General features: G+C 74.6%; 21 protein-coding genes. 11 read left to right on the top strand and 10 right to left on the bottom strand.

Annotated elements, in window-relative coordinates:
* Nucleotides 1-44: 44 nt before the first annotated feature.
* Nucleotides 45-866, bottom strand: a complete 822-nt coding sequence (locus tag ABD946_RS01225; RefSeq protein ID WP_345279139.1) for an ABC transporter permease — start codon at nucleotides 864-866, stop codon at nucleotides 45-47.
* Nucleotides 863-1,663: a molybdate ABC transporter substrate-binding protein gene (gene modA, locus ABD946_RS01220; protein ID WP_345279137.1), complete on the bottom strand. Its 801-nt coding sequence runs from the start codon at nucleotides 1,661-1,663 to the stop codon at nucleotides 863-865. The genes ABD946_RS01225 and modA overlap by 4 nt, the downstream gene beginning before the upstream one ends.
* Before the next feature lie 192 nt (nucleotides 1,664-1,855).
* Here modA and ABD946_RS01215 point away from each other — a divergent pair, with 192 nt between their 5' ends.
* The 7 genes from ABD946_RS01215 to ABD946_RS01185 all read left to right on the top strand — a co-directional run bounded on the left by ABD946_RS01215 (nucleotide 1,856) and on the right by ABD946_RS01185 (nucleotide 9,143).
* Nucleotides 1,856-3,232: a cytochrome P450 gene (locus tag ABD946_RS01215; RefSeq protein ID WP_345279135.1), complete on the top strand. Its 1,377-nt coding sequence runs from the start codon at nucleotides 1,856-1,858 to the stop codon at nucleotides 3,230-3,232.
* 164 nt (nucleotides 3,233-3,396) lie between these two features.
* Nucleotides 3,397-4,176: an MHYT domain-containing protein gene (locus ABD946_RS01210; protein ID WP_345279132.1), complete on the top strand. Its 780-nt coding sequence runs from the start codon at nucleotides 3,397-3,399 to the stop codon at nucleotides 4,174-4,176.
* A 26-nt stretch (nucleotides 4,177-4,202) separates the two neighbouring features.
* The gene (locus ABD946_RS01205; RefSeq protein WP_345279130.1) at nucleotides 4,203-6,647 is read left to right on the top strand and encodes a sensor histidine kinase; all 2,445 of its coding nucleotides are present in this window, start codon (nucleotides 4,203-4,205) and stop codon (nucleotides 6,645-6,647) included.
* Nucleotides 6,644-7,054, top strand: coding sequence for a roadblock/LC7 domain-containing protein (locus ABD946_RS01200; protein ID WP_345279128.1), 411 nt, complete (start codon nucleotides 6,644-6,646; stop codon nucleotides 7,052-7,054). Before ABD946_RS01205 ends, ABD946_RS01200 begins: the two co-directional genes overlap by 4 nt.
* 104 nt (nucleotides 7,055-7,158) lie before the next feature.
* The gene (locus ABD946_RS01195) at nucleotides 7,159-7,488 is read left to right on the top strand and encodes a DUF742 domain-containing protein (protein ID WP_345279360.1); all 330 of its coding nucleotides are present in this window, start codon (nucleotides 7,159-7,161) and stop codon (nucleotides 7,486-7,488) included.
* The gene (locus ABD946_RS01190; protein WP_345279126.1) at nucleotides 7,469-8,089 is read left to right on the top strand and encodes a GTP-binding protein; all 621 of its coding nucleotides are present in this window, start codon (nucleotides 7,469-7,471) and stop codon (nucleotides 8,087-8,089) included. Before ABD946_RS01195 ends, ABD946_RS01190 begins: the two co-directional genes overlap by 20 nt.
* A gap of 85 nt (nucleotides 8,090-8,174) precedes the next feature.
* Complete coding sequence (locus ABD946_RS01185; RefSeq protein WP_345279124.1) at nucleotides 8,175-9,143, top strand: hypothetical protein; 969 nt, start codon at nucleotides 8,175-8,177, stop codon at nucleotides 9,141-9,143.
* A 92-nt stretch (nucleotides 9,144-9,235) separates the two neighbouring features.
* On the opposite strand, the gene ABD946_RS01180 is transcribed toward ABD946_RS01185, so the two are convergent.
* Complete coding sequence (locus ABD946_RS01180; RefSeq protein ID WP_345279123.1) at nucleotides 9,236-10,594, bottom strand: cation:dicarboxylate symporter family transporter; 1,359 nt, start codon at nucleotides 10,592-10,594, stop codon at nucleotides 9,236-9,238.
* Between the two features lie 157 nt (nucleotides 10,595-10,751).
* Between ABD946_RS01180 and ABD946_RS01175 the strand changes: the two genes are divergently transcribed.
* Both ABD946_RS01175 and ABD946_RS01170 read left to right on the top strand, forming a co-directional pair.
* Entirely contained in the window at nucleotides 10,752-12,374 is a 1,623-nt protein-coding gene (locus ABD946_RS01175) for a sensor histidine kinase (RefSeq protein WP_345279120.1), read from the top strand.
* Complete coding sequence (locus ABD946_RS01170; protein WP_345279118.1) at nucleotides 12,371-13,078, top strand: response regulator; 708 nt, start codon at nucleotides 12,371-12,373, stop codon at nucleotides 13,076-13,078. Before ABD946_RS01175 ends, ABD946_RS01170 begins: the two co-directional genes overlap by 4 nt.
* Before the next feature lie 9 nt (nucleotides 13,079-13,087).
* On the opposite strand, the gene ABD946_RS01165 is transcribed toward ABD946_RS01170, so the two are convergent.
* From ABD946_RS01165 to ABD946_RS01145, 5 genes are all read right to left on the bottom strand, one after another.
* Nucleotides 13,088-13,417: a hypothetical protein gene (locus ABD946_RS01165; RefSeq protein ID WP_345279116.1), complete on the bottom strand. Its 330-nt coding sequence runs from the start codon at nucleotides 13,415-13,417 to the stop codon at nucleotides 13,088-13,090.
* Between the two features lie 62 nt (nucleotides 13,418-13,479).
* Nucleotides 13,480-13,764, bottom strand: coding sequence for a hypothetical protein (locus ABD946_RS01160; RefSeq protein WP_345279114.1), 285 nt, complete (start codon nucleotides 13,762-13,764; stop codon nucleotides 13,480-13,482).
* Between the two features lie 28 nt (nucleotides 13,765-13,792).
* Complete coding sequence (locus ABD946_RS01155) at nucleotides 13,793-14,395, bottom strand: class I SAM-dependent methyltransferase (protein ID WP_345279112.1); 603 nt, start codon at nucleotides 14,393-14,395, stop codon at nucleotides 13,793-13,795.
* Nucleotides 14,396-14,472: 77 nt separating this feature from the next.
* Nucleotides 14,473-15,060: a class I SAM-dependent methyltransferase gene (locus tag ABD946_RS01150; RefSeq protein WP_345279110.1), complete on the bottom strand. Its 588-nt coding sequence runs from the start codon at nucleotides 15,058-15,060 to the stop codon at nucleotides 14,473-14,475.
* 28 nt (nucleotides 15,061-15,088) lie between these two features.
* Complete coding sequence (locus ABD946_RS01145) at nucleotides 15,089-15,913, bottom strand: class I SAM-dependent methyltransferase (RefSeq protein WP_345279108.1); 825 nt, start codon at nucleotides 15,911-15,913, stop codon at nucleotides 15,089-15,091.
* A gap of 77 nt (nucleotides 15,914-15,990) precedes the next feature.
* Between ABD946_RS01145 and ABD946_RS01140 the strand changes: the two genes are divergently transcribed.
* The gene (locus tag ABD946_RS01140) at nucleotides 15,991-16,944 is read left to right on the top strand and encodes a GNAT family N-acetyltransferase (protein WP_345279106.1); all 954 of its coding nucleotides are present in this window, start codon (nucleotides 15,991-15,993) and stop codon (nucleotides 16,942-16,944) included.
* A gap of 7 nt (nucleotides 16,945-16,951) precedes the next feature.
* Here ABD946_RS01140 and ABD946_RS01135 read toward each other — a convergent pair whose 3' ends face one another.
* Nucleotides 16,952-18,004: a PQQ-dependent sugar dehydrogenase gene (locus ABD946_RS01135; protein WP_345279104.1), complete on the bottom strand. Its 1,053-nt coding sequence runs from the start codon at nucleotides 18,002-18,004 to the stop codon at nucleotides 16,952-16,954.
* Between the two features lie 83 nt (nucleotides 18,005-18,087).
* Here ABD946_RS01135 and ABD946_RS01130 point away from each other — a divergent pair, with 83 nt between their 5' ends.
* Nucleotides 18,088-18,657, top strand: a complete 570-nt coding sequence (locus ABD946_RS01130) for a putative glycolipid-binding domain-containing protein (protein WP_345279102.1) — start codon at nucleotides 18,088-18,090, stop codon at nucleotides 18,655-18,657.
* Here the strand turns inward: ABD946_RS01130 and ABD946_RS01125 are convergent.
* Nucleotides 18,654-19,850 (bottom strand): UDP-N-acetylglucosamine--N-acetylmuramyl-(pentapeptide) pyrophosphoryl-undecaprenol N-acetylglucosamine transferase, encoded by a 1,197-nt coding sequence (locus ABD946_RS01125; RefSeq protein WP_345279100.1) that lies wholly within the window; start codon nucleotides 19,848-19,850, stop codon nucleotides 18,654-18,656. The genes ABD946_RS01130 and ABD946_RS01125 overlap by 4 nt on opposite strands.
* Nucleotides 19,851-20,024: the final 174 nt, after the last annotated feature.

Genomic DNA, 20,024 nt, shown 5'->3' with positions numbered 1-20,024 from the left:
CCTGGTGGCGCAGCCACGTTCGCCCGCGCGCCCGCCGGTCCTGCTCACGACATCCACCGGCCGCGCAGTCCGGCGAGCACGGCGATGGAGACCGCGAGCAGCACCAGGCTCAGCGCGATGGCCGCCGCGGGTTCGGACTCCATGGCCAGGTAGACGGCGAGCGGCATGGTCTGGGTCTTGCCCGGGAAGTTGCCCGCGAAGGTGATGGTGGCGCCGAACTCGCCGAGCGCGCGGGCCCAGGCGAGGACGGCGCCGGCCGCCACGCCGGGGGCGATCAGCGGGAGGGTGACGCGCCGGAAGGCGGTGAGCCGGGAGGCGCCCAGGGTGGCGGCGGCCTCCTCGTAGCGCGGGTCGGCGGCCCGCAGCGCTCCCTCCACGCTGATCACCAGGAAGGGCATCGCCACGAAGGCCTCGGCGAGCACCACCCCGGAGGTGTGGAACGGCAGGGTGACGCCGAACCAGGCGTCCAGGTAGCGCCCGACGATGCCGTTGCGGCCGAGCACCAGCAGCAGCGCCACGCCGCCGACCACCGGCGGCAGCACCAGCGGCAGGGTGACCAGCGCCCGCACCAGCCCCCGTCCGGGGAACTCCGTCCGGGCGAGCAGCCAGGCGAGCGGGACCCCGAAGAGCAGGGAGAGTCCCGTCGCCGCCGTCGCGCAGAGCAGCGAGAGCCGCAGCGCCTCCCAGACCTCGGGGCTGGTGAGCTGCTCGGGCATGTCGCTCCACGGAGCGCGGATCAACAGCCCGAGCAGCGGCAGCACCAGGAAGGTGAGGCCGATCAGTGCGGGAAGCAGCAGTGCGTACGGGATCCGCGAGCGTCGCGCGGGGCGCGCCCGGCGGCCGGTGCGGGGCTGAGCAGGTGTCACGGCGCCTGGAAGCCGGCCTCGGTGAGCACCCGGCGGGCGTCGGCGGACTGGACGTAGGCGGTGAAGGCGGCGGCGCCGTCGGGGTTGGGGGCCTTGGCGAGCGCGGCGATCGGGTAGTCGTTGACGGCCTGGGCGGCCTCGGGGAAGTCCACACCGTCGATCTTGGCAGCATCGGCCTTGACATCGGTCTTGTACACGAGGGAGGCGTCCACCTCGCCGAGCTCGACCTTGGTGAGCGCGCCCTTGACGTCCTGCTCCAGGGTGACGGGGGTCAGGTTGACCCCGCCGGCCTTGAGGGCGTCCAGGGCGGCGGCGCCGCACGGCACCTCCTTGGCGCAGAGGGCCACCTTGAGACCGCCGCCGGCCAGGTCCTTGAGGCCGGCGATGTGCTTCGGGTTCCCCTTGGGGACGGCGATGGCCAGCGTGTTGCGGACGAAGACCTTGGAGTCGGCGGCGGCCTTGGCGTCGGTGACGGTCTTCATGGTCTTGGTGGAGGCGGCGGCGAAGACGTCGGCCGGGGCGCCCGAGGTGATCGAGGTGGCCAGGGCGGAGGAGCCGCCGAAGTTGAAGGTCACCTTGACGCCGGGGTACGCGGTCTCGAAGCGCTTGCCGAGCTCGGTGAAGCTCTCCTTGAGCGAGGCGGCGGCGAAGACGGTGACGGTGCCGGAGAGCTTGGGGCCGGTGGCCGAGGCCGAGGGCGAGGAGCTCGTGGAACCGGAGCTGCTGCACGCGGTGAGCCCGGCGGCCAGGGCGAAGGCGGTGGCGGCCAGGGCGGCGCGGCGGACGGTGACGGTCATGTGAACGAGTCTCCTCATGATGTGGTGAGGCGATCATAGTGCCGCAGCTGCGGCTGAAATATCCCCTGTTTCATTGCACGGGCCAGGCCCGAGGGGGCGTGCAGGGAGCATGTGCGAAGTGACAGGCGACCCTCCGTGGCCGAACGCGTGCCCTATCTGGGCTGATACTCCGTCAGTTAGCGTGGGGAGCGAATGCCTGTTCCATCGAGGGGGGATCCTTTGCCGACCACACAGGTGCCGGGGCCGGCCGGCCTGCCGCTGCTCGGTTCGATGTTCGACCTCAAGCGCGACCCGCTGGGCACGTACCTGGCAGCGCACCGCGCGTACGGGGACGTGGTCCGGCTCACCGCCGGCCCGCCCGGGCTGCGGGTCGAGTTCTACGGGGTCTACTCCCCGGAGGGCGCCCAGCAGGTGCTGGCCGGCCAGGCGGCCAACTTCCGCAAGGAGAACAGCTTCTACGAGGAGATCCGGGCCAGCTTCGGGAACGGGCTGCTCACCTCCCAGGACACCGACTACCAGCGCCAGCGGCGGCTGATCCAGCCGCTCTTCACCCGCCGCCGGGTGGACGGCTACGCGGACGCCATCGGCATCGAGGCCGAGGCCCTGGTGGACCGCTGGGGCGGGCTGCCCGGCCCGGTGGACGCGGTGGACGAGATGTCGCGCTTCGCCCTGCGCGCGGTCTCCCGGATCCTGTTCGGCGCCGACGTGGAGACCGCGCTGGACTCGGTGCGGACCAACTTCCCCGTCCTGGCCCACTTCGTCACCGCGCGCGGCTTCCAGCCGGTGCGCATCCCGCGCACCTGGCCGACGCCGACCAACCGGGAGGCGATGGCCGCCGAGCGGGCGCTGTACGAGGTCTGCGACGCGATCATCGCGGCCCGCGGCGGCGCGGCGGCCGGCTCGGACGACCTGCTCGGCCTGCTGGCCGCGGCCCGCGGCGAGGACGGCGAGCGGCTGGACGCCACCGAGCTGCGCGAGCAGGTGCTGGTCTTCCTGCTGGCCGGGCACGAGACCACCGCCACCTCGCTCACCTTCACCCTGCACCTGCTGGGCCACCACCCCGAGGTGCAGGCCCGGGCGCACGAGGAGCTGGACGGCCTGCTGGCCGGCGGCCGCCGCCCGACCGCTGCCGACTACAACGAACTCCCGTACCTGACCATGGTGTTGAAGGAGGCGATGCGGCTCTACCCGGCAGCTCCGGTGGTCGGCCGCCAGTCGGTGGCGGAGACCGTGATCGACGGCACGGTGATCCCGGCCGGGTCCAACGTGATGGTCGCCCCCTACGTCACCCACCGGCACCCGGAGCACTGGGAGGACCCGGAGCGCTTCGACCCGGAGCGCTTCACGCCCGAGGCGGAGGCCGCCCGGCACCGCTACGCCTGGTTCCCGTTCGGCGGTGGACCGCGGGCCTGCATCGGCCAGCACTTCTCGATGCTGGAGTCGGTGCTCGGTCTGGCGTCGCTGCTGCGCACCTTCGAGGTCGAGGCGCTGGACGACGAGGTGCCGCTGACCCACGGGATCACCCTGGAAGCGGCCGGCCCGGTCCGGCTGCGGCTGCAGCGCCGCTGAGGCACGGACCCCGGCTGAACGGGAGGGCGTGCGCCCGGCGCACAGGGCGCACGCCAGTTCAGCACACGCGAGCCCCCCGGTGGGCTGCTTTTCACATCTTCTGGTGGCCCCCTTCCGCCGCTGCGTAGCGTCCCGCACCTGACGCCGCATCGGACGGGGGCTCGATGGCACACCTGGATCACTTCGGCTTCGGCTGGCCGACTCCGGTCATCGCCTACGCGATGGCCTGCATCGGAGCCGCTCTCGGCCTGCGCTGCACCCTGCGCGCCCTGGAGGCTCCACCCACCGCCCGTGCCTCGCGGCGCAACTGGCTGGTCACCGCCGCCGCCGCGATCGGCTCCGGCATCTGGACCATGCACTTCGTGGCCATGTTCGGCTTCGCCGTGGACGGCACCGAACTGCGGTACAACGTGCCGCTCACCGTGCTCAGCCTGCTGGTCGCCGTCCTGGTGGTCGGGATCGGGGTCTTCGTGGTCGGCTACGGCCGGCACCGGGGGCGCGCGCTGCTGCTCGGCGGGCTGATCACCGGCCTCGGCGTGGCCGCCATGCACTACCTCGGCATGGCGGCGGTGCGGATGCACGGCCACCTGCGGTACGAGGCCGGCACGGTGGTGCTCTCGGTGCTGATCGCGGTCGGCGCGGCCAGCGCGGCGCTCTGGGCCGCCGTCACCATCCGCAACGTCTACGCGGCGGCCGCCGCCGCCCTGGTGATGGGCGTGGCGGTGAGCCTGATGCACTACACCGGAATGGCCGCCGTCCAGGTGGAACTGGAGCCCTCGCGGGTCGAGTTGGGCGGCGCCACGCCGATGCAGTTCATCTTCCCGCTGGCGGTCGGGCTCGGCTCGTTCCTGTTCCTGACCTCGGCCTTCGTGGCGCTCTCGCCGACCGCACAGGAGCGTGCCGCGTACCGGGAAGCCGGCCAACTGGCCATCGAGGAAGTCTAGTTCCGTTACCGAGAGGGTCCTTTTCGATGGGAAGCCACGCCGGACCGGCCGACCGCCCCGGATGGCGGCGGCTGAAGCCGCGGACGGTACGCGCCAGGATCGTCGCCCTGCTGATGGTCCCGGTGGTGTCGGTGATGGCCCTGTGGTCCTTCGCCACCGTCACCACCGCGCAGCAGGTCGCCGACCTGCTGCGGGTCCAGCAGGTGCAGGCCGAACTGCTCACGCCGGTGGCCGCGACCGTCGGCGGTCTCCAGGCCGAACGGGCCGCGGCCGGGCAGCAGTTGGCCGCACCGGGCGCCGTCCGCGAGGCCACCCTGCGGGAGGCCGCCGACTCCACCGACCGGGCGGCCGCCCCGCTCGGGATCGGCGGCTCCTACAACCGGGCCGACGCCCGGGGCTACGGCGCCGAGGCGGCCGGCCGGCTGGACGAGCTGGGCCGCGCGCTCACCGCGGTGGCCGAGCTACGCCGCCGGGTGCTCTCCCGCGAGGTCCGCTGGGACGAGACCTACGCCGGCTACACCGCCGCGATCGACCGGGCGCTGGAGGTCGGCGGAGCCGTCAGCGGGCTCCAGGACCACCGGGCCGGCTCGGCCGCCCGGGTGCTGCTGGAGTTCGCCCGCTCGCGCGAACTCCTGGCCCGGGAGGACGCGTTGCTGCGCACCGGCCAGCGGGCCGGGGCGCTCACCGAGGAGCAGCGGGCCGAGTTCGCGGCCGCCGTGTACGCCCGGCGGCTGTTCCAGCAGACCGCCGCGCGCGACCTGCGTCCGGCCGACCGGGCCGCGCTGGCGACCGTCACGGGAGGCCCGGACCACCGCGAACTGCTGCGCCAGGAGGACGCGGTGCGCGCCGCGCCCGACGGCCGCTCGGCCGCCGAGGCGGTCAGCGCCGAGCAGTGGATGGTGGCTGCCGGGAACGTGGCCCGCACCCTGCGCACCGTGGAGACCGAGGCCGGGGCCACCGCCGCCGCGCAGGCCCGCCCGTACGCGCTCGGGCTGTTCTCCGCCTCCGGCGCGGCGGTGCTGCTCGGCCTGGTCGCGGTGGTCGCCTCGCTGCTGATCTCGGTGCAGATCGGCCGGGGCCTGGTCACCGAGCTGATCGCCCTGCGGAACTCGGCGCTGGAGCTGGCCGGGCGCAAGCTCCCGGCCACCATGCGCAGACTGCGGGCCGGTGAGGAGATCGACGTGGAGCGCGAGGCGCCGCAGCGCCCGCACGGGGCGGACGAGATCGGGCAGGTGCACGGCGCGCTCGGCTCGGTCCAGCGGGCCGCCGTCACCGCGGCGGTGGAGCGGGCGGAGGTGCTCTCCGGGGTCTCCGGGGTCTTCGTCAACCTGGCCCGGCGCAGCCAGGTGCTGGTGCACCGTCAACTCGCCCTGCTGGACGCGATGGAGCGCCGCACCGAGGACCCGGCGGAGCTGGCCGACCTGTTCCGGCTCGACCACCTGACCACCCGGATGCGCCGCCACGCGGAGGGTCTGATCATCCTCTCCGGGGCGGCCCCGGGCCGGGGCTGGCGCAATCCGGTGCCGCTGATGGACGTGGTGCGGGCCGCCGTCTCGGAGGTGGAGGAGTACCCCCGGGTGGAGGTGCACCGGCTGCCGAAGGTCGCGGTGGCCGGCCAGGCGGTGGCGGACCTGGTGCACCTGCTGGCCGAACTGGTCGAGAACGCCACCGGGTTCTCGCCCCCGCACACCAAGGTGCACGTGCGGGGCGAGCAGGTCGGCAACGGCTACGCGCTGGAGATCGAGGACCGCGGGCTCGGCATGGGCACCGAGGCGCTGGCCGAGGCCAACCGGCGGATCGAGGCCGCCGAGCAGGTCGACCTCTTCGACAGCGACCGGCTGGGCCTGTTCGTGGTCAGCAAGCTGGCCCGCCGCCAGGACGTCCGGGTCTCACTGCGCCCCTCGGCGTACGGAGGGACCACGGCGGTGGTGCTGCTGCCCAACGCACTGCTGGAGGAGGAGGGTTGGCGGGCAACGGGGCGCGGACCCTTGTCGGAGCAGCTGGAGCACACGGAGCTGCCGGAGCACACGGAGCGGCCGGAGGCGCTGGAGCTCCCCGGCCTGGCCGTCGTGCCGCCCGCCGCCGTGTCGGCCGGTGCCGGGCCGCCCGCCGCGGTGCCGCCGGCTCAGGTGCCCCCGCCCACCGTCCCGCTGGCGGTCGTGCCCCCGCTCGGGGTGCCGCCGCTGGGGCGGCCCGTGGTGACCGACCCCGACGAACTCCCGCGCCGGGTGCGGCAGGCCAGCCTGGTGCCGCAGCTGCGGCAGGCACCGGAGCAGCCCCCGGCGGCGGCCCGGCCGCCCCGCCCGGCGGGGCGCAATCCCGAGGAGGCCAGGGCCGCGATGTCCGCCTACCAGCGGGGCTGGGCCCGCGGGAAGGCCCAACGCACCGTCAGCCCGTCGTCCCCACCGGCCCCACCGGCTCCGCAGCACCCTTACACCCAGTCCGGACCGACCGAGGGAGAGCTCCGATGAACGGCACCACGCACCGCAGAGGCGAGCTCGACTGGCTGCTGGACGAGCTGGTCTCCCGCGTCCCGCAGGTCCGCTTCGCCGTGATGCTCTCCGCCGACGGCCTGGCGATCGGCAGCTCGGCCGGGATCGACCGGGAGGACGGTGACCACCTGGCCGCCGTCGCCTCCGGCTTCCACAGCCTGGCCAAGGGCGCCGGGCGGCACTTCGAGGCAGGTGAAGTCCGGCAGACCATGGTCGAGTTGGAGCACGGCTTTCTCTTCGTGGCGGCCGCGGGGGAGGGCACCTGCCTGGCCGTCTTCGCCCGGGCCGACGCCGACCTCGGCCTGATCGCCTACGAGATGGCCCGGCTGGTCCGTCAGGTCGGCGAGCACCTGTACACACCACCGCGCTCGACGGTCGGCGGGTGAGCACGGTGCTCTACCCGCAGCGCCGCCACCTGGACGGCACCGCCTTCGGCTACCCGTCCGAGCCCGAGCGGCACACCCGCTGGTACGACGGCGAGGCCGGGCCGATGGTCCGCTCGTACGCGCTCGTCCAGGGCCGCACCGTGCCCACCGGGCGGGAGTTCGACCTGATCGCCCTGGTGGTCAGCGACCTGCCCGAGGGCTCCGACCCGCCGGTGGGGCCCGAACACGGCGCGATCCTCGGCCTGTGCCGCGACGACGCCCTCTCGGTGGCCGAGATCGCGGCCGAGACCGACCTCCCGCTCGGGGTGGTCCGGGTCCTGCTCGGCGACCTGCTGACCGCCGGCTACGTCCGGGTCCGCCGCCCCGTCCCGCCCGCCCTGCTCCCCGACGAGCACATCCTCCGTGAGGTCATCCATGGACTCCGCGCGCTCTGACCGCTCCTCCGCCCCTTCGGCTGACGCCGAGGCCGACCTGGCCCTGAAGATCCTGGTGGCCGGGGGCTTCGGCGTCGGCAAGACCACCCTGGTCGGCTCGGTCAGCGAGATCCGCCCGCTGCGCACCGAGGAGCAGCTCACCCTGGCGGGGGCCGGGGTGGACGACACCGGCGGGGTGGAGCGGAAGACCACCACCACGGTGGCGATGGACTTCGGCCGGATCACCATCCGGGAGGGCCTGTCGGTCTACCTGTTCGGCACCCCCGGGCAGGACCGCTTCTGGTTCCTCTGGGACGAGCTGGCCCAGGGCGCCCTGGGGGCCGTGGTGCTGGCGGACACCCGGCGGCTGACGGACTGCTTCCCGGCGGTCGACTTCTTCGAGCACCGGGGCATCCCCTTCGTGGTCGCGGTCAACCGCTTCGCCGGCACCCGCGAGTTCGGCCCCGAGGAGGTCGCCCGGGCGCTGGACCTGGACGGCTCCACCCCCGTGGTGATCTGCGACGCCCGTCGCCGGGAGTCCGGCAAGGAGGTCCTGGTCAACCTGGTGGAGCACGCGGGCCGGGTGCACGCCGCCCGTCTGCTGGAACAGGTCGGCGGCTGAGCGCGCGGCGCGATCGGCGCAGCGTCCACCGCCCGGCCCGGCCGCGCCTCCCTTGACGGGCCGTCACGATCCGTACGCTGAAAATGTGATCACCTACGAGTGCCGCTCGCTGCGGACGCTGGCCGACGAGGAGCGCTGGCCCGACCTCCTCGGGCTCTACCGGGAGTCCCGCGCGGTCGGCGCCGAGCTGCGCGGCGAGGCCCAGGGGGCGGCCGAGACCGCCCCGCTCGGGCACCTGATCGCGTACGGGGCGCCGCCCGAGGTGGCGGCGCGGCTGTTCGACCCGGACGGCGGCCCGGGCAGCACCGCGACCACCGCCGACCACGACAGCGGCCCGCTCTGGGAGGTGCTGGCGACCCGTCACACCTGGCGCCGGCTGGCCCCGTTGCTCGGCCCGGAGCCGGTGCGGCGGCTGGTGCGGCACACCCGGGTGCTGCTCGGCGAGCAGCTCGGCCACGGTGCCGAGCCCGATCCCGAAGGCGTGCCGCTGGCCGCGGAGCCCTGGGAGCTGGCGGCCGGTCAGCCCGATGCCCTGGTGCGGGAGTACCTGCCGGCCGGCGGTGCCCGGCGGGCGCTGCTCACCCTGCCGGCCGGCCTGGAGGGCCTCGGCCCGGTCGAGCTGCCCGAGCGCGGGGAGCAGGTGCTCGGCCTGGCCGCGACCAGGCTGCTGGCCGCCGCCGTACCGTGGGCCACGGCCCGCTGCGTCCGGGGGGTCGCGTCGGCCGCCGCCGCACAGCTGACCCCGGAGCGCCGGGTCACCGGGGGGCACCTGCCGTTCGGCGCGGTCTACCCGGCGCTGGTGCAGGCCGCCTCCGACCGCCTGTGGCAGGGCTGCGCCGAGGGCCGCCTCGCGGTCTGGCGGATCCTGGCCGCGATGACCGGCGAGGAGGCGGGGTGCGCCCTGTCGGTGGCCGAGGTGAACGCCCTGGTCTCCCGGCTGCGCTGTTTCACCTGGTACGAGCCGGACGACGAGCTGCGCTTCCTGCACCTGGCCCTGGAGGACCCGGCCACCGGCCTGTCCTGGGTGCTCAGCGGCGCCCGCCACGACCTCTAGCGGGCCGGTGAACCCGGGGCCGGGCCGGGGACGGCGCAGGCCCCGCCCGGTCGTGGTGTTCCCGGGCGGGGCCTGCGAGTCATGAGGGGGCGTCAGCCGGTCTTCTCCAGGACGGGTGCGGTGGCCTGCTCCGGGACGGTGCCGTGGCCGCCGTCGACCAGGGTGCTCTCGTCGAAGGGCAGCCGGCCGGCCAGCACCTCGGCCATCCGCTCCCGGTCGAGCTCCTTGGTCCAGTGGCCGATCAGCACGGTGGCCACCGCGTTGCCCGCGAAGTTGGTGAGGGCGCGGGCCTCGGACATGAAGCGGTCGATGCCCACGATCAGGCCGACGCCGTCGACCAGTTCGGGCCGGTGGGACTGCAGGCCGCCGGCCAGGGTGGCCAGGCCCGCGCCGGTGACCCCGGCGGCGCCCTTGCTGGCGATCACCATGAAGACCAGCAGGCCGAGCTGCTGACCGAGGGACATCGGCTTGTCCAGCGCCTCGGAGATGAAGATCGAGGCCATGGTGAGGTAGATCGCGGTGCCGTCGAGGTTGAAGGAGTAGCCCGTCGGCACGGTGATGCCGACCACCGGACGGCTCACCCCGAGGTGCTCCATCTTGGCGATCAGCCGGGGCAGGGCGCTCTCCGAGGAGGAGGTCGACAGGATCAGCAGGAACTCCCGGCCGAGGTAGCGCAGCAGGCCGAAGACGTTCACCCCGGCGGCGAGCCGCAGCAGCCCGCCGAGCACCACCACCACGAACAGCAGACAGGTCAGGTAGAAGCCGATCATGATGACGGCGAGGCTCTTCAGGGCCGCCGTCCCGGTCGCCCCGACCACGGCGGCGATGGCGCCGAAGGCACCGACCGGCGCCAGCCACATGATCATCGACATCACCCGGAACACCAGCCGCTGCACGTGCTCGATCCCGCGCAGCACCGGGGAGCCGGCGGAGCCCATCGCCTGGAGCGCGAAGCCGGCCAGCAGCGCGACCAGCAGGGTCTGCAGCACCTTGCCCTCGGTGAGGGCCGAGAGGAGCGTGGTGGGGATGATCCCGAGCAGGAAGTCGGTGGTGGACTGCGCGTGCCCGGCGGTGGCCTGGGCGTGGCCGGCCTTGGCCAGCGCCTGGGTCAGGTGCAGGCCGGAGCCGGGCTCCAGCAGGTTGCCGACCAGCAGGCCGATGGCCAGCGCGACGGTGGACATCACCAGGAAGTAGCCGAGCGCGAGGCCGCCGACCCGGCCGACCTTGGCCGCCTTGGTCACCGAGCCGATGCCGAGCACGATGGTGCAGAAGATCACCGGGCTGATCATCATCTTGATCAGGTTCACGAACCCGGTGCCGACCGGCTTGAGCTCCACCGCGAATTCCGGCGCGGCCAGGCCGACCACGACACCGGCCAGCACGGCGACGATCACCGCGAGGTAGAGGTAGTGCGTCCGGTCTCTGCGGCCCGGGGCTGCTGTCCTGGTCATGGGGGAGGCTCCTTCGCCTGGGTACGACGTCGACCCGTGGGTGGAGGGGTCGGACAAGACCATCCCGTGCGGACGTGAGCCAGGTCACGTTTGCGTTCATAGAGTTCACGCGCCCTCAGGATCCGGCTCCGCTCCCCGGCAGTGCACACTGGCCTGCATGGACGCGCGCCCCCCGGACCTCCCCAAGCGCCGCCGGGCCCGCAGCCTGGCCGGGCAGCTCTTCGTGGTGCAGGTGGTCATCGTGGCCGCCGTGGTGGCCGGGGGAGCAGTGCTCGCCTACCTGTTCACCGCCGGGCGGGCTGAGGACGCCGCGCTGCGCCAGGTCACCGCCGTCGCCCGCTCGGTCGCCGACGCGCCCGACGTCCGGGCCGCCGCACTGACTCCCGACCCCTCCGCCGCGCTCCAGCCGTACGCCGAGCAGGTCCGCCGCGACACCGGGGTCGACTTCGTCACCGTGATGGCCCCCGACGGCATCCGCTGGACCCACCGCGACCCGGCCCAGATCGGCAAGCGCTTCCTCGGCCACACCGAACAGGCCCTGGCCGGCCAGGTGTTCCGGGAGACCTACACCGGCACCCTCGGCCCCTCCGTCCGCGTGGTGGTCCCGGTGCAGGACGGCACCCGGGTGGTCGGCCTGGTCAGCGCGGGCATCACCGTCCAGTCCATCAGCGCCCAACTGCGCGGCCCGCTGCTGGCCCTGGGCGCCGTCGCGGCCGCCGCCGTCCTGCTCGGCGCCCTCGCCACCTACCTGGCCAACGCCCGGCTGCGCCGCCACACCCACGGCATGGGCGCCGCCGAACTGAGCCACCTCTACGACTACCACCAGGCGACGCTGCACTCCGTCCGGGAGGGCCTGGTGCTGCTCGACCGGCACGGCCGGGTGGTGCTCTGCAACGACGCCGCCCGCGAACTCCTCGGCCTCACCGGCCCGTTGGACGGGGTCGAGGTCCGCTCGCTCGGGCTGCCGCCCTCCCTGGTGCGGGCGCTCACCGGGGACGATCCCGCCCGCGACGAGGTGCACCTCACCGAGGAGCGGGTCGTGGTGGTCAACACCTCCGCCGTCGGCCCGGGCCTCGGCACCGTGGTCACCTTCCGGGACCACACCGAACTCCAGTCGCTGTCCGGAGAGTTGGACTCCGTCCGGGGCTTCGCGGAGGCGCTCGGCGCGCAGGCCCACGAGGCCGCCAACCGGCTGCACGCGGTGGTCTCCCTGATCGAACTCGGCCGCCACCGCGAGGCGGTGGAGTTCGCCACCGCCGAACTCGAACTCGCCCAGCAGCTCACCGACCGGGTGGTGGCCGCGGTCGGCGAGCCCGTGCTCGCCGCCCTGCTGCTCGGCAAGACCGCGCAGGCCTTCGAGCGCGGCGTCGACCTCACCCTCACCGAGGACAGCCGGATCGACGACGGCGTCCTGCCGCCCGGCCTCACCCCGCGCGACCTGGTCACCGTGCTGGGCAACCTGGTCGACAACGCGGTCGACGCCGCCATCGAGAACGCCGCCGCCCGTGCCCCCGAAGTCACCGTCACCGCCCGGGTCGACGGCCCCGAACTCCTCCTCCGGGTCGCCGACTCCGGCCCCGGCATCGACCCCGCGGCAGCCGGCGAGGTCTTCGACCGCGGCTGGACCACCAAGGCCTCCGCCGGCGGGCGCGGCCTCGGACTGGCCCTGGTCCGCCAGACCGCCCGCCGCAACGGCGGCACCGTCACCGTCGGCGGCTCCGCCTCCGACGGCGCCGTCCTGACGGTCCGCCTGCCCCTCCAGCGGGAGGCCACGGCATGACCACCATCTCCGTCCTGGTCGTCGAGGACGACCCGGTCGCCGCCGACGCCCACACCCTCTACGTCTCCCGCACCCCCGGCTTCCGCGCCGCCGGGACGGCCCACAGCTGCGCCGCCGCCCGCCGCGTGCTCGACCGGGCCCGCGCCGAGGGGACCCCCGTCGACCTGATCCTGCTGGACCTCCACCTCCCCGACGGCCACGGCCTCCAGTTCTGCCGGACCCTCCGGGCCGCCGGCCACACCGCCGACGTCATCGCCGTCACCTCGGCCCGCGACCTCGCCATGGTCCGCTCGGCCGTCTCCGCCGGCGTGGTCCAGTACCTGCTCAAGCCCTTCACCAGCGCCGCCCTGACGGACCGTCTGGAACGCTACGCCCGCTACCACGCCACCCTGGCCCGCACCGGCGAGGCCACCGGCCAGGACGAGGTCGACCAGGCCCTCGCCGCCCTCCGCACCCCCGACCGCACCGCCCTCCCCAAGGGCCTCAGCGCCCCCACCCTCGACACCCTCGCCGCCGTCCTGCGCACCGCCCCCGAAGGCCTCACCGCCACCGCCGCCGCCACCGCCACCGGCGTCTCCCGCATCACCGCCCGCCGCTACCTCGAACACCTCGTCACCACCGGCCTGGCCGCCCGCGAACCCCGCTACGGCACCGTCGGCCGCCCCGAACTCCACTACCGCTGGCGCAGCGGCGCGCGCCCGTAGCTCCGCAGGTCACACCTGGACGAGCAGGACGCGTCCGTCGCACAGCTTCGACATGTCGTCGACGTCGCTGGTGAGCATCGTGACCGGGCCCGAACACGCCATGGCGGTGGCCGCGATCACCGAATCGATGGCGTACTTGTGGCCGTGCAGGCCTGAATCGCGAAGCAGGGACATGGCCCGCATCGTCAGTTCCAGCGTCACGTCCTCGATCTGGATGCGGGAGAGCAGGTACGCCCAGCGGGCCTTCGGCTGTTTCGGGTCGACCGCCTCCAGCAGGGTGAGCGTGCTGGTGACGACCCGGATGTCGCGTGCGACGGCGGACTTCAGGTAGCCGGCCACCCGCAGATCGTCGGCCGCAGCCAGCGCCAGCCCCTGGCTGTCTAGGACGAGGGCCCCGGCACTCAGCCGGCCAGGGGTTCCTCCGTCCGACCTGCGAGCCACTCGGCGTACCTCCGCTCGGCCTCGTCGAAGCTCCGCGTGGCCTCCTGGACCGTCGTGTCCGGGACGGTGCCGTGGCGTCGCTCGTGATCGTCCACGAGCTCCGCGAGGCGGTCGCGCTCTATCTGCCGTTCGACGGCGGCCGTGACGTACGCACTGAAGGCGCCTTTGCCGACGCGGTTGCGGACGTCCTCCGCGACCTCCTCCGGCATCGAGACGCTGTACTTCTTGAACGGCGACTCAGACATGCCGCAAGGTTACCACCGCTGATGCCACTCACTCTGCGTGCTTGGTGGCGATCACCAGGTAGCGGTCGTCGGTGTCGGTGTAGGTGTCCATGTGCCAGCCGTTGGCGGTGAGGAGGGGACGGAGGTTGGGTTCGGCGCGGAGGTCGTCGGGGGTGAGGGCGCGTTGGTGGCGGGCGGCGAGGACGGCGCGGCCGATGGCGTGGAAGAGGACCAGGCGGCCGCCGGGGCGGGTGACGCGGGCGAGTTCGCGCAGGCCGGCCGCGGGGTCGGGGAGGTGGTTGACCAGGCCGGCGGCGAAGACCACGTCGGCGGTGGCGTCGGGGAGGGGGAGCCGCTCGCAGTCGGCGAGGACCACCCGGGCCTCGGCGGCGTGGGCGGCGGCGCGACGGAGCATCTCGGGGGTCACGTCCACGCCGAGCACGGTGCCGGTCTTGCCGGCGGCGGCCTTCAGGAGGGGGAGGGCGCGGCCGGTGCCGCATCCGGCATCGAGGATGAACGCGCCGTCCAGCGGCCCGAGTTCGGCGATGGCGGCGGCGTAGCGCGGACTGTCGTCGGGGTACTTGGAGTCCCAGGTGTCCGCCCGCGCGGCGAAGAACTCTCGGATGCCGGAGATGCTCGCTTCGTGTGCCATGACCAGCAGCTTAGGTGCCGGCGCGGCGATCGGGTCGGGAGGCCGCCGACCCGGCCCGTACCTCGCCACCTTCCCGCTCAGGCGCGGACCGCCACCGCGAGGAAGTGGTCGTCCGCGTCGCGGTGGCTGACGAGGTGCCAGCCGGTGGCGGCCAGGAGCGGGCGGAGGAGGGGCGCGGACTGCGGGTCGGTGGCGGGGTCGCGGCCGTGCCGGGCGGCGAGTGCGGTGCGGGAGAGCGGGAGGTAGAGGGCGAGGCGGCCGCCGGGCCGGGTGACGCGGGCGAACTCGCGCAGGCCGGTGCCGGGTTCGGGCAGGTTGGGGAGCAGTCCGGCGGCGAGGACCAGGTCGGCCACCGCGTCCCGGAGCGGGAGGCGGGTGCAGTCGGCGACGGCGAGGGCGTCGACGCCGGGGTGGGCGGCGGCCTCGGCGAGCATCTCGGGGGTCAGGTCCACCCCGACCACCCGCCCGGCGGGGCCGACGGCGGCGCGCAGGAGGGGCAGGGCGCGCCCGGTGCCGCAGCCCGCGTCGAGCGCGAACGCGCCGTCCAGCGGCCCGAGTTCGGCGATGGCGGCGGCGTACCGCGGCGGGTCGTCGGCGAACTTCGCGTCCCAGCCCGCCGCCCGCGCCGCGAAGAACGCCCGGACGGCCTCTCGGTCCTGTGCCATGCGCCCAAGCTACCGGGCGGCCGCCGGGTCAGCGGCGACGCGCCGTCACGAGGTGGATCCGGAAGCCGCAGGGCACCAGCCCCGCGGGGGTGGTCAGCTCCCGCGCCACCGCGAGGAAGTCGAGGCGCAGCCGCTCCAGCGCCGGTCCGTCGAGCGGGGCGAGGTCGTACAGGCCGGAGAGGGAGGCCCAGACCTCCGTCACCGGGCCGGTCAGGTCGATCGGCACCGTCTCCCACTCCACCGGCGCGAAGCCCGCCGGGCCGAGGAGGCCGTCCAGGCCGTCCCGGGTGCGGGTGCGGCGGTCGCCGAGGGACGGGATCCGCTGCTCCGGGGGCGTAGCGGCGACGGCGGACCGCAGCAGCCCGACGAACGCCTCGTAGGCCTCGCCGCCGACCGCCTCGCCGCCGATCACGCAGGCCAGCACCCCGCCCGGGGCGGTCACCCGGGCCAGTTCGGCCGCGACCAGCTCGACCTCCCCCATCAGCATCAGTGCCATGTGCGACGCGCAGGCGTCGAAAGCACCGTCGCCGAACGGGAGTTCCTGGGCCCGGCCCTGCTCCAGCCGGACCTCCGCCAGCGCCGGGCGGCGGCGGGCCGCGGCCAGCGCGTGGGCGGAGAGGTCCAGCCCGGCGAGCGTGCGCCCCGGCTCCCGGGCGAGCAGCTCGAGCAGCAGGCCGTCACCGCAGCCGAGGTCCAACACCCGTCGGCGGCCGGCCAGTCGGTCACTGAGCAGCTGGTAGCTGGAGCGGCCGTCGGGGGCGCGGCCGTGGGCGAAGGCCTCCGCCGTCACCGCCGGGTGCTCGGCGTGGAAGTCCTGGAGGAAGCGTTCCTGTGCTGTCGTGTTCGTGATCACGCGCCCACCGTAGGCCCGGTCCGTACCGGGCGGAAAATGGTTCGCGGCATGCCGGGGGCGGTGGGAGGGTGAAGGGTATGACCACGACAGGAACGCCCCCCGCCGGGCTGACGGTGCGTCCGGCGACGCTCGGCGATGCCGAGGCGGTCTGCGGGCTGCTCAACGAGATCGACCTGCTGGAGATCGGCCGGGCCGAGACCGAGCTGAACGAGGTGGAGGCCGACCTCAAGCACCCCGAGGTGGACCTGGAGAAGGACTCCTGGCTGCTCTTCCAGGGCGAGCGGCTGATCGGCTACGGGCTGCTCTGGGACGATTCGGGCGCCGAGCGGATCGACATGGACCAGTACGTCCTGCCGGACCAACTCCCGGGGACGCTGCACCTGTTCGAGCTGATGGAGGCCCGCGCCGCCGAGCGCGCGGCCGGCAACGGCGCCGAGCGGGCCGTGATCCACATGCACCTCAACATCGCCCCCACCATCGACACCGACGCCCTGCGCGCCCGCGGCTGGCGCCCGGTGCGGCGCTACAACGTGATGGCCCGGGACGTGGTCGCCGCCGAGCACCCGGTGCCCGTGCCGCCCACCGGCGTCACCCTCCGGGACTGCACGGAGGAGGCGGACCGCCGCACCGCCCACCGGCTGCTCCAGGAGAGCTTCGCCGAGCACTTCGACCACCAGCCGCGCAGCTACGAGCAGTGGCTGCACGACATCGACGGCGAGCGCGCCGACTGGTCGCTGGTCTGGATCGCCTCCCTGGACGGCGAGGACGTGGCCGCGCTCCGCACCCGCAACGACCGCACCACCATGGGCTGGGCGGCCAATCTGGGCGTTCTCGACACCGCCCGCGGAAGGGGCCTCGGCAGCTACCTGCTGCGGCACTTCTTCGCCCACTACGCCACCGCCCTCGGCCGCGACCGGGTCGGCCTCGGGGTCGACACCGACAACAGCACGGGTGCGCTGGCCCTCTACGAGCGGCACGGCATGACGCTCGACTTCGCCGTCGACACCTGGGAGTTGACCCGCCCGGTCTGAGGCCGGCTCAGCGGACGGCGACCCGGTACACGTGGTCGTCGCCCGGGCGGACCTCGCCGCGGCCGTCGGTGTTGCTGGTGGTCAGCAGCAGCGTGCCGCCCGGTTCGGAGAGGACGGTGCGCAGGCGGCCGTGCGCGCCGTCCAGGTACGAGGACGGGCTCCCGCCGCCGTCCACCGGGACGCGCCAGAGGCGGCTGCCCCGCAGGGCGGCCAGCCAGATCGCGCCGTCGGCGTACGCGATGCCGCTCGGGGAGGCCTCGGCGGGCTTCCACTGGGCCACCGGGTCGGCGTAGCCCTCGCGGCCTGCCCGGCCCTCGACCACGGGCCAGCCGTAGTTGGCGCCGGGGGTGATCCGGTTGAGCTCGTCCCAGGTGTTCTGGCCGAACTCGGCCGCCCAGAGCCGCCCTTGGGCGTCCCAGGCGAGACCCTGCACGTTGCGGTGGCCGAGCGAGTAGACGGGGGAGCCGGGGAAGGGGTTGCCGGGGGCGGGGTCGCCGTCGGGGGTGAGGCGCAGGATCTTGCCGCCGAGCGAGGAACGGTCCTGGGCCGCCTCGCGCCGCCCGGCGTCGCCGGTGCCGACGTAGAGCAGGCCGTCCGGGCCGAAGGCGATCCGTCCGCCGTCGTGGGTCGGCCCCTTCGGGATGCCGGTCAGCACGGTGCTCGCGGGGCCCGGGCCCCCGTCGGCCAGGGCGAAGCTCAGGACGCGGTTGTCCTCGGCGGCCGTCAGGTACGCGTACAGCCGCCGCCCGTCCGGGGAGACGGCCAGGCCGAGCAGCCCGCCCTCGCCGCCGGGCACGACGCCCGGCACCGTCCCGAAGTCCGTGCGGGAGCCGTCGGCGGCGATCCGGGTGATCCGGCCCTCGTCCCGCGAGCCGACCAGCAGAGCGCCGTCCGGCAGCCGGGCCAGCCCCCAGGGGGTGTCCAGGCCCTCGGCCACCGTGGCGGTCACCCGGACGGTGCGGTCGTCCCTGACCGGTGCCGGTGCGTCCGGCTGCGGCACGGGGGTGCAGCCGACGGCCAGCAGGGCGGCGAGGGCCGCGGCGGCTCGGTGCGGTCTCATCCGGGACTCCTCCTCGGTGATCCCTCCCAGCACACCACGGCGCCTCGGCCGAGGGAAGCCCCGCCCGTACTACCGTGGCGGTCATGACCGCCAAGACCGTGCTGACCTGGGAAGTGACCGAGAGTCAGGGGTACGAGACCGCCTGGGTGGAGCTCACCCCGGACACCCTCGCCGCCCGGGGCCGGGTGGTCGGCACCGCGCCGCGGCCGTACTGGCTGACCTACCGGCTGGAGACCGGCCCGCGGTACGTCACCCGCCGTCTGCGGGTCACCGCCGACTCCGCCGAGGGCGTCCGCGAGCTGGACCTGCGGCGCGACGAACGCGGCCGCTGGGAGGCCAACGGCCGCGACCTCCCCGAGCTGGCCGAGGCCCTCGACTGCGACCTCGGGCTCTCGCCGCTCACCAACACCATGCCGGTGCTGCGCCACGCCCTCCACCACACCCCGGGCCCGGCCGGCCCCCACGAGCTCCTGACGGCCTGGGTCTCCGTCCCGGACCTGACGGTCCGTCCGTCCCGCCAGCACTACACCCACCTCGCCCCGGGCCGGGTCCGCTACGCCTCGGGCGACTTCCACAGCGAGCTCACCGTCGACGACCGGGGCCTGGTCCTCGACTACCCGCAGCTCGCCCGCCGCCTGGAGAGCGTGGGTTAGACAGCTCCGGCGACCGAGAGGAGGACGTCGACCAGGCGTTCGGCGGCGTCGGGGCGGCCCAGGGCGCGGGCGCGGGAGGCCATGTCGGCGCGGCGGTGGGGGTCGGCGAGGAGGGGGGAGATGAGCTGGTGGAGGGCCTCGGGGGTGGCCTCGCCGAGGAGGGCGGCGGCGGCGCCGGCGTCCTGGAGGTGGCGGGCGTTGTGGGCCTGCTCGTTGCCGGCCGAGCTGGCGAGCGGGACGAAGACGGCGGCCTTGCCGAGGGCGGTGAGCTCGGCGAGGGTGCCGGCGCCGCTGCGGGAGACCACGACGTCGGCGAGGGCCAGGACGTCCGGGAGCTCGGGGCCGACGAAGCCGGTGAGGTGGTAGCGGCCGGCCAGGTGCGGCGGGAGGCCGGCGGCGTTGGCGGCCAGCTCCTCGACGTTGGCGGGGCCGCACTGGTGGAAGACGTTGGCGTACTGGAGCAGCCAGGGCAGCAGCTGGGCGATCAGGCCGTTGATCTGGGCCGAGCCCTGGGCGCCGCCGGTGACGTAGACGGTGGGCAGCGAGCGGTCGAAGCCGTGCAGCCCGACGGCCTGGACGGCCTTGTCGGGGTGCCCGGCGAGCACCTCGGGGCGGACCGGATTGCCCGTCACCACGGCGGTGGCGCGGGCGGATTCGGGCAGCAGGCCGATGGTGGACTCGGAGGAGACCGCGACCCGGGCGGCGACCTTGGCGAGCACCTTGTTGGCCAGGCCGAGGCGGACGGTCTGCTCGTGCACCACCAGCGGGCGGCCGCAGGCCTTGGCGGCCAGGCCGACCGGCACCGCCACGTAGCCGCCGGTGGCGAGCACCACGTCCGGACGGAAGTCGGCGACCACCGAGCGGGCCTGGGCGGCGCCGAGCGGCACCCGGGCCATGTCCTTGACGTTGGCGGGGGAGAGCATCTTCAGCGGGTTGGAGGAGCGCCGCACCTTGCCGGTGGCCACGGTCTTGAACGGGATGCCCTCGGCGGGGGCGACCCGGGCCTCCAGGCCCTTGTCGGTGCCGACCCAGAGCACGTCCAGCGAGCCGCCGGAGCGGGCCAGCCGGGCCTGCAGGGTGCGGATCGCGGTCAGGGCGGGGTAGGTGTGGCCGCCGGTGCCGCCGCCGGTGACGATCAGCCGGAGCGAGCGCCCCGTGGCCGGGGCCGCGTTCGGTGCGTGGTGGTCGTACACGGTGGTGGCTCTCCGTCGGGTCTCTGTGGTGACGGGCGGTCAAGGCCCGGCGTTGCTCGATCGTAACCCGAACGGATGACGCGGTCCCGGGCGGTCTCCGGAGGGCGGCCCGGCGCGGCCGCGGCCCGGTGACCCGGGAGCCGTTTCCTCGGCGCGGCCCGCTCGTTGATGGGG

It is taken from the genome of Kitasatospora albolonga, assembly GCF_039535905.1.
Taxonomy (GTDB): domain Bacteria; phylum Actinomycetota; class Actinomycetes; order Streptomycetales; family Streptomycetaceae; genus Kitasatospora; species Kitasatospora albolonga.
This window is presented reverse-complemented; position numbering and strand designations above follow the sequence as displayed.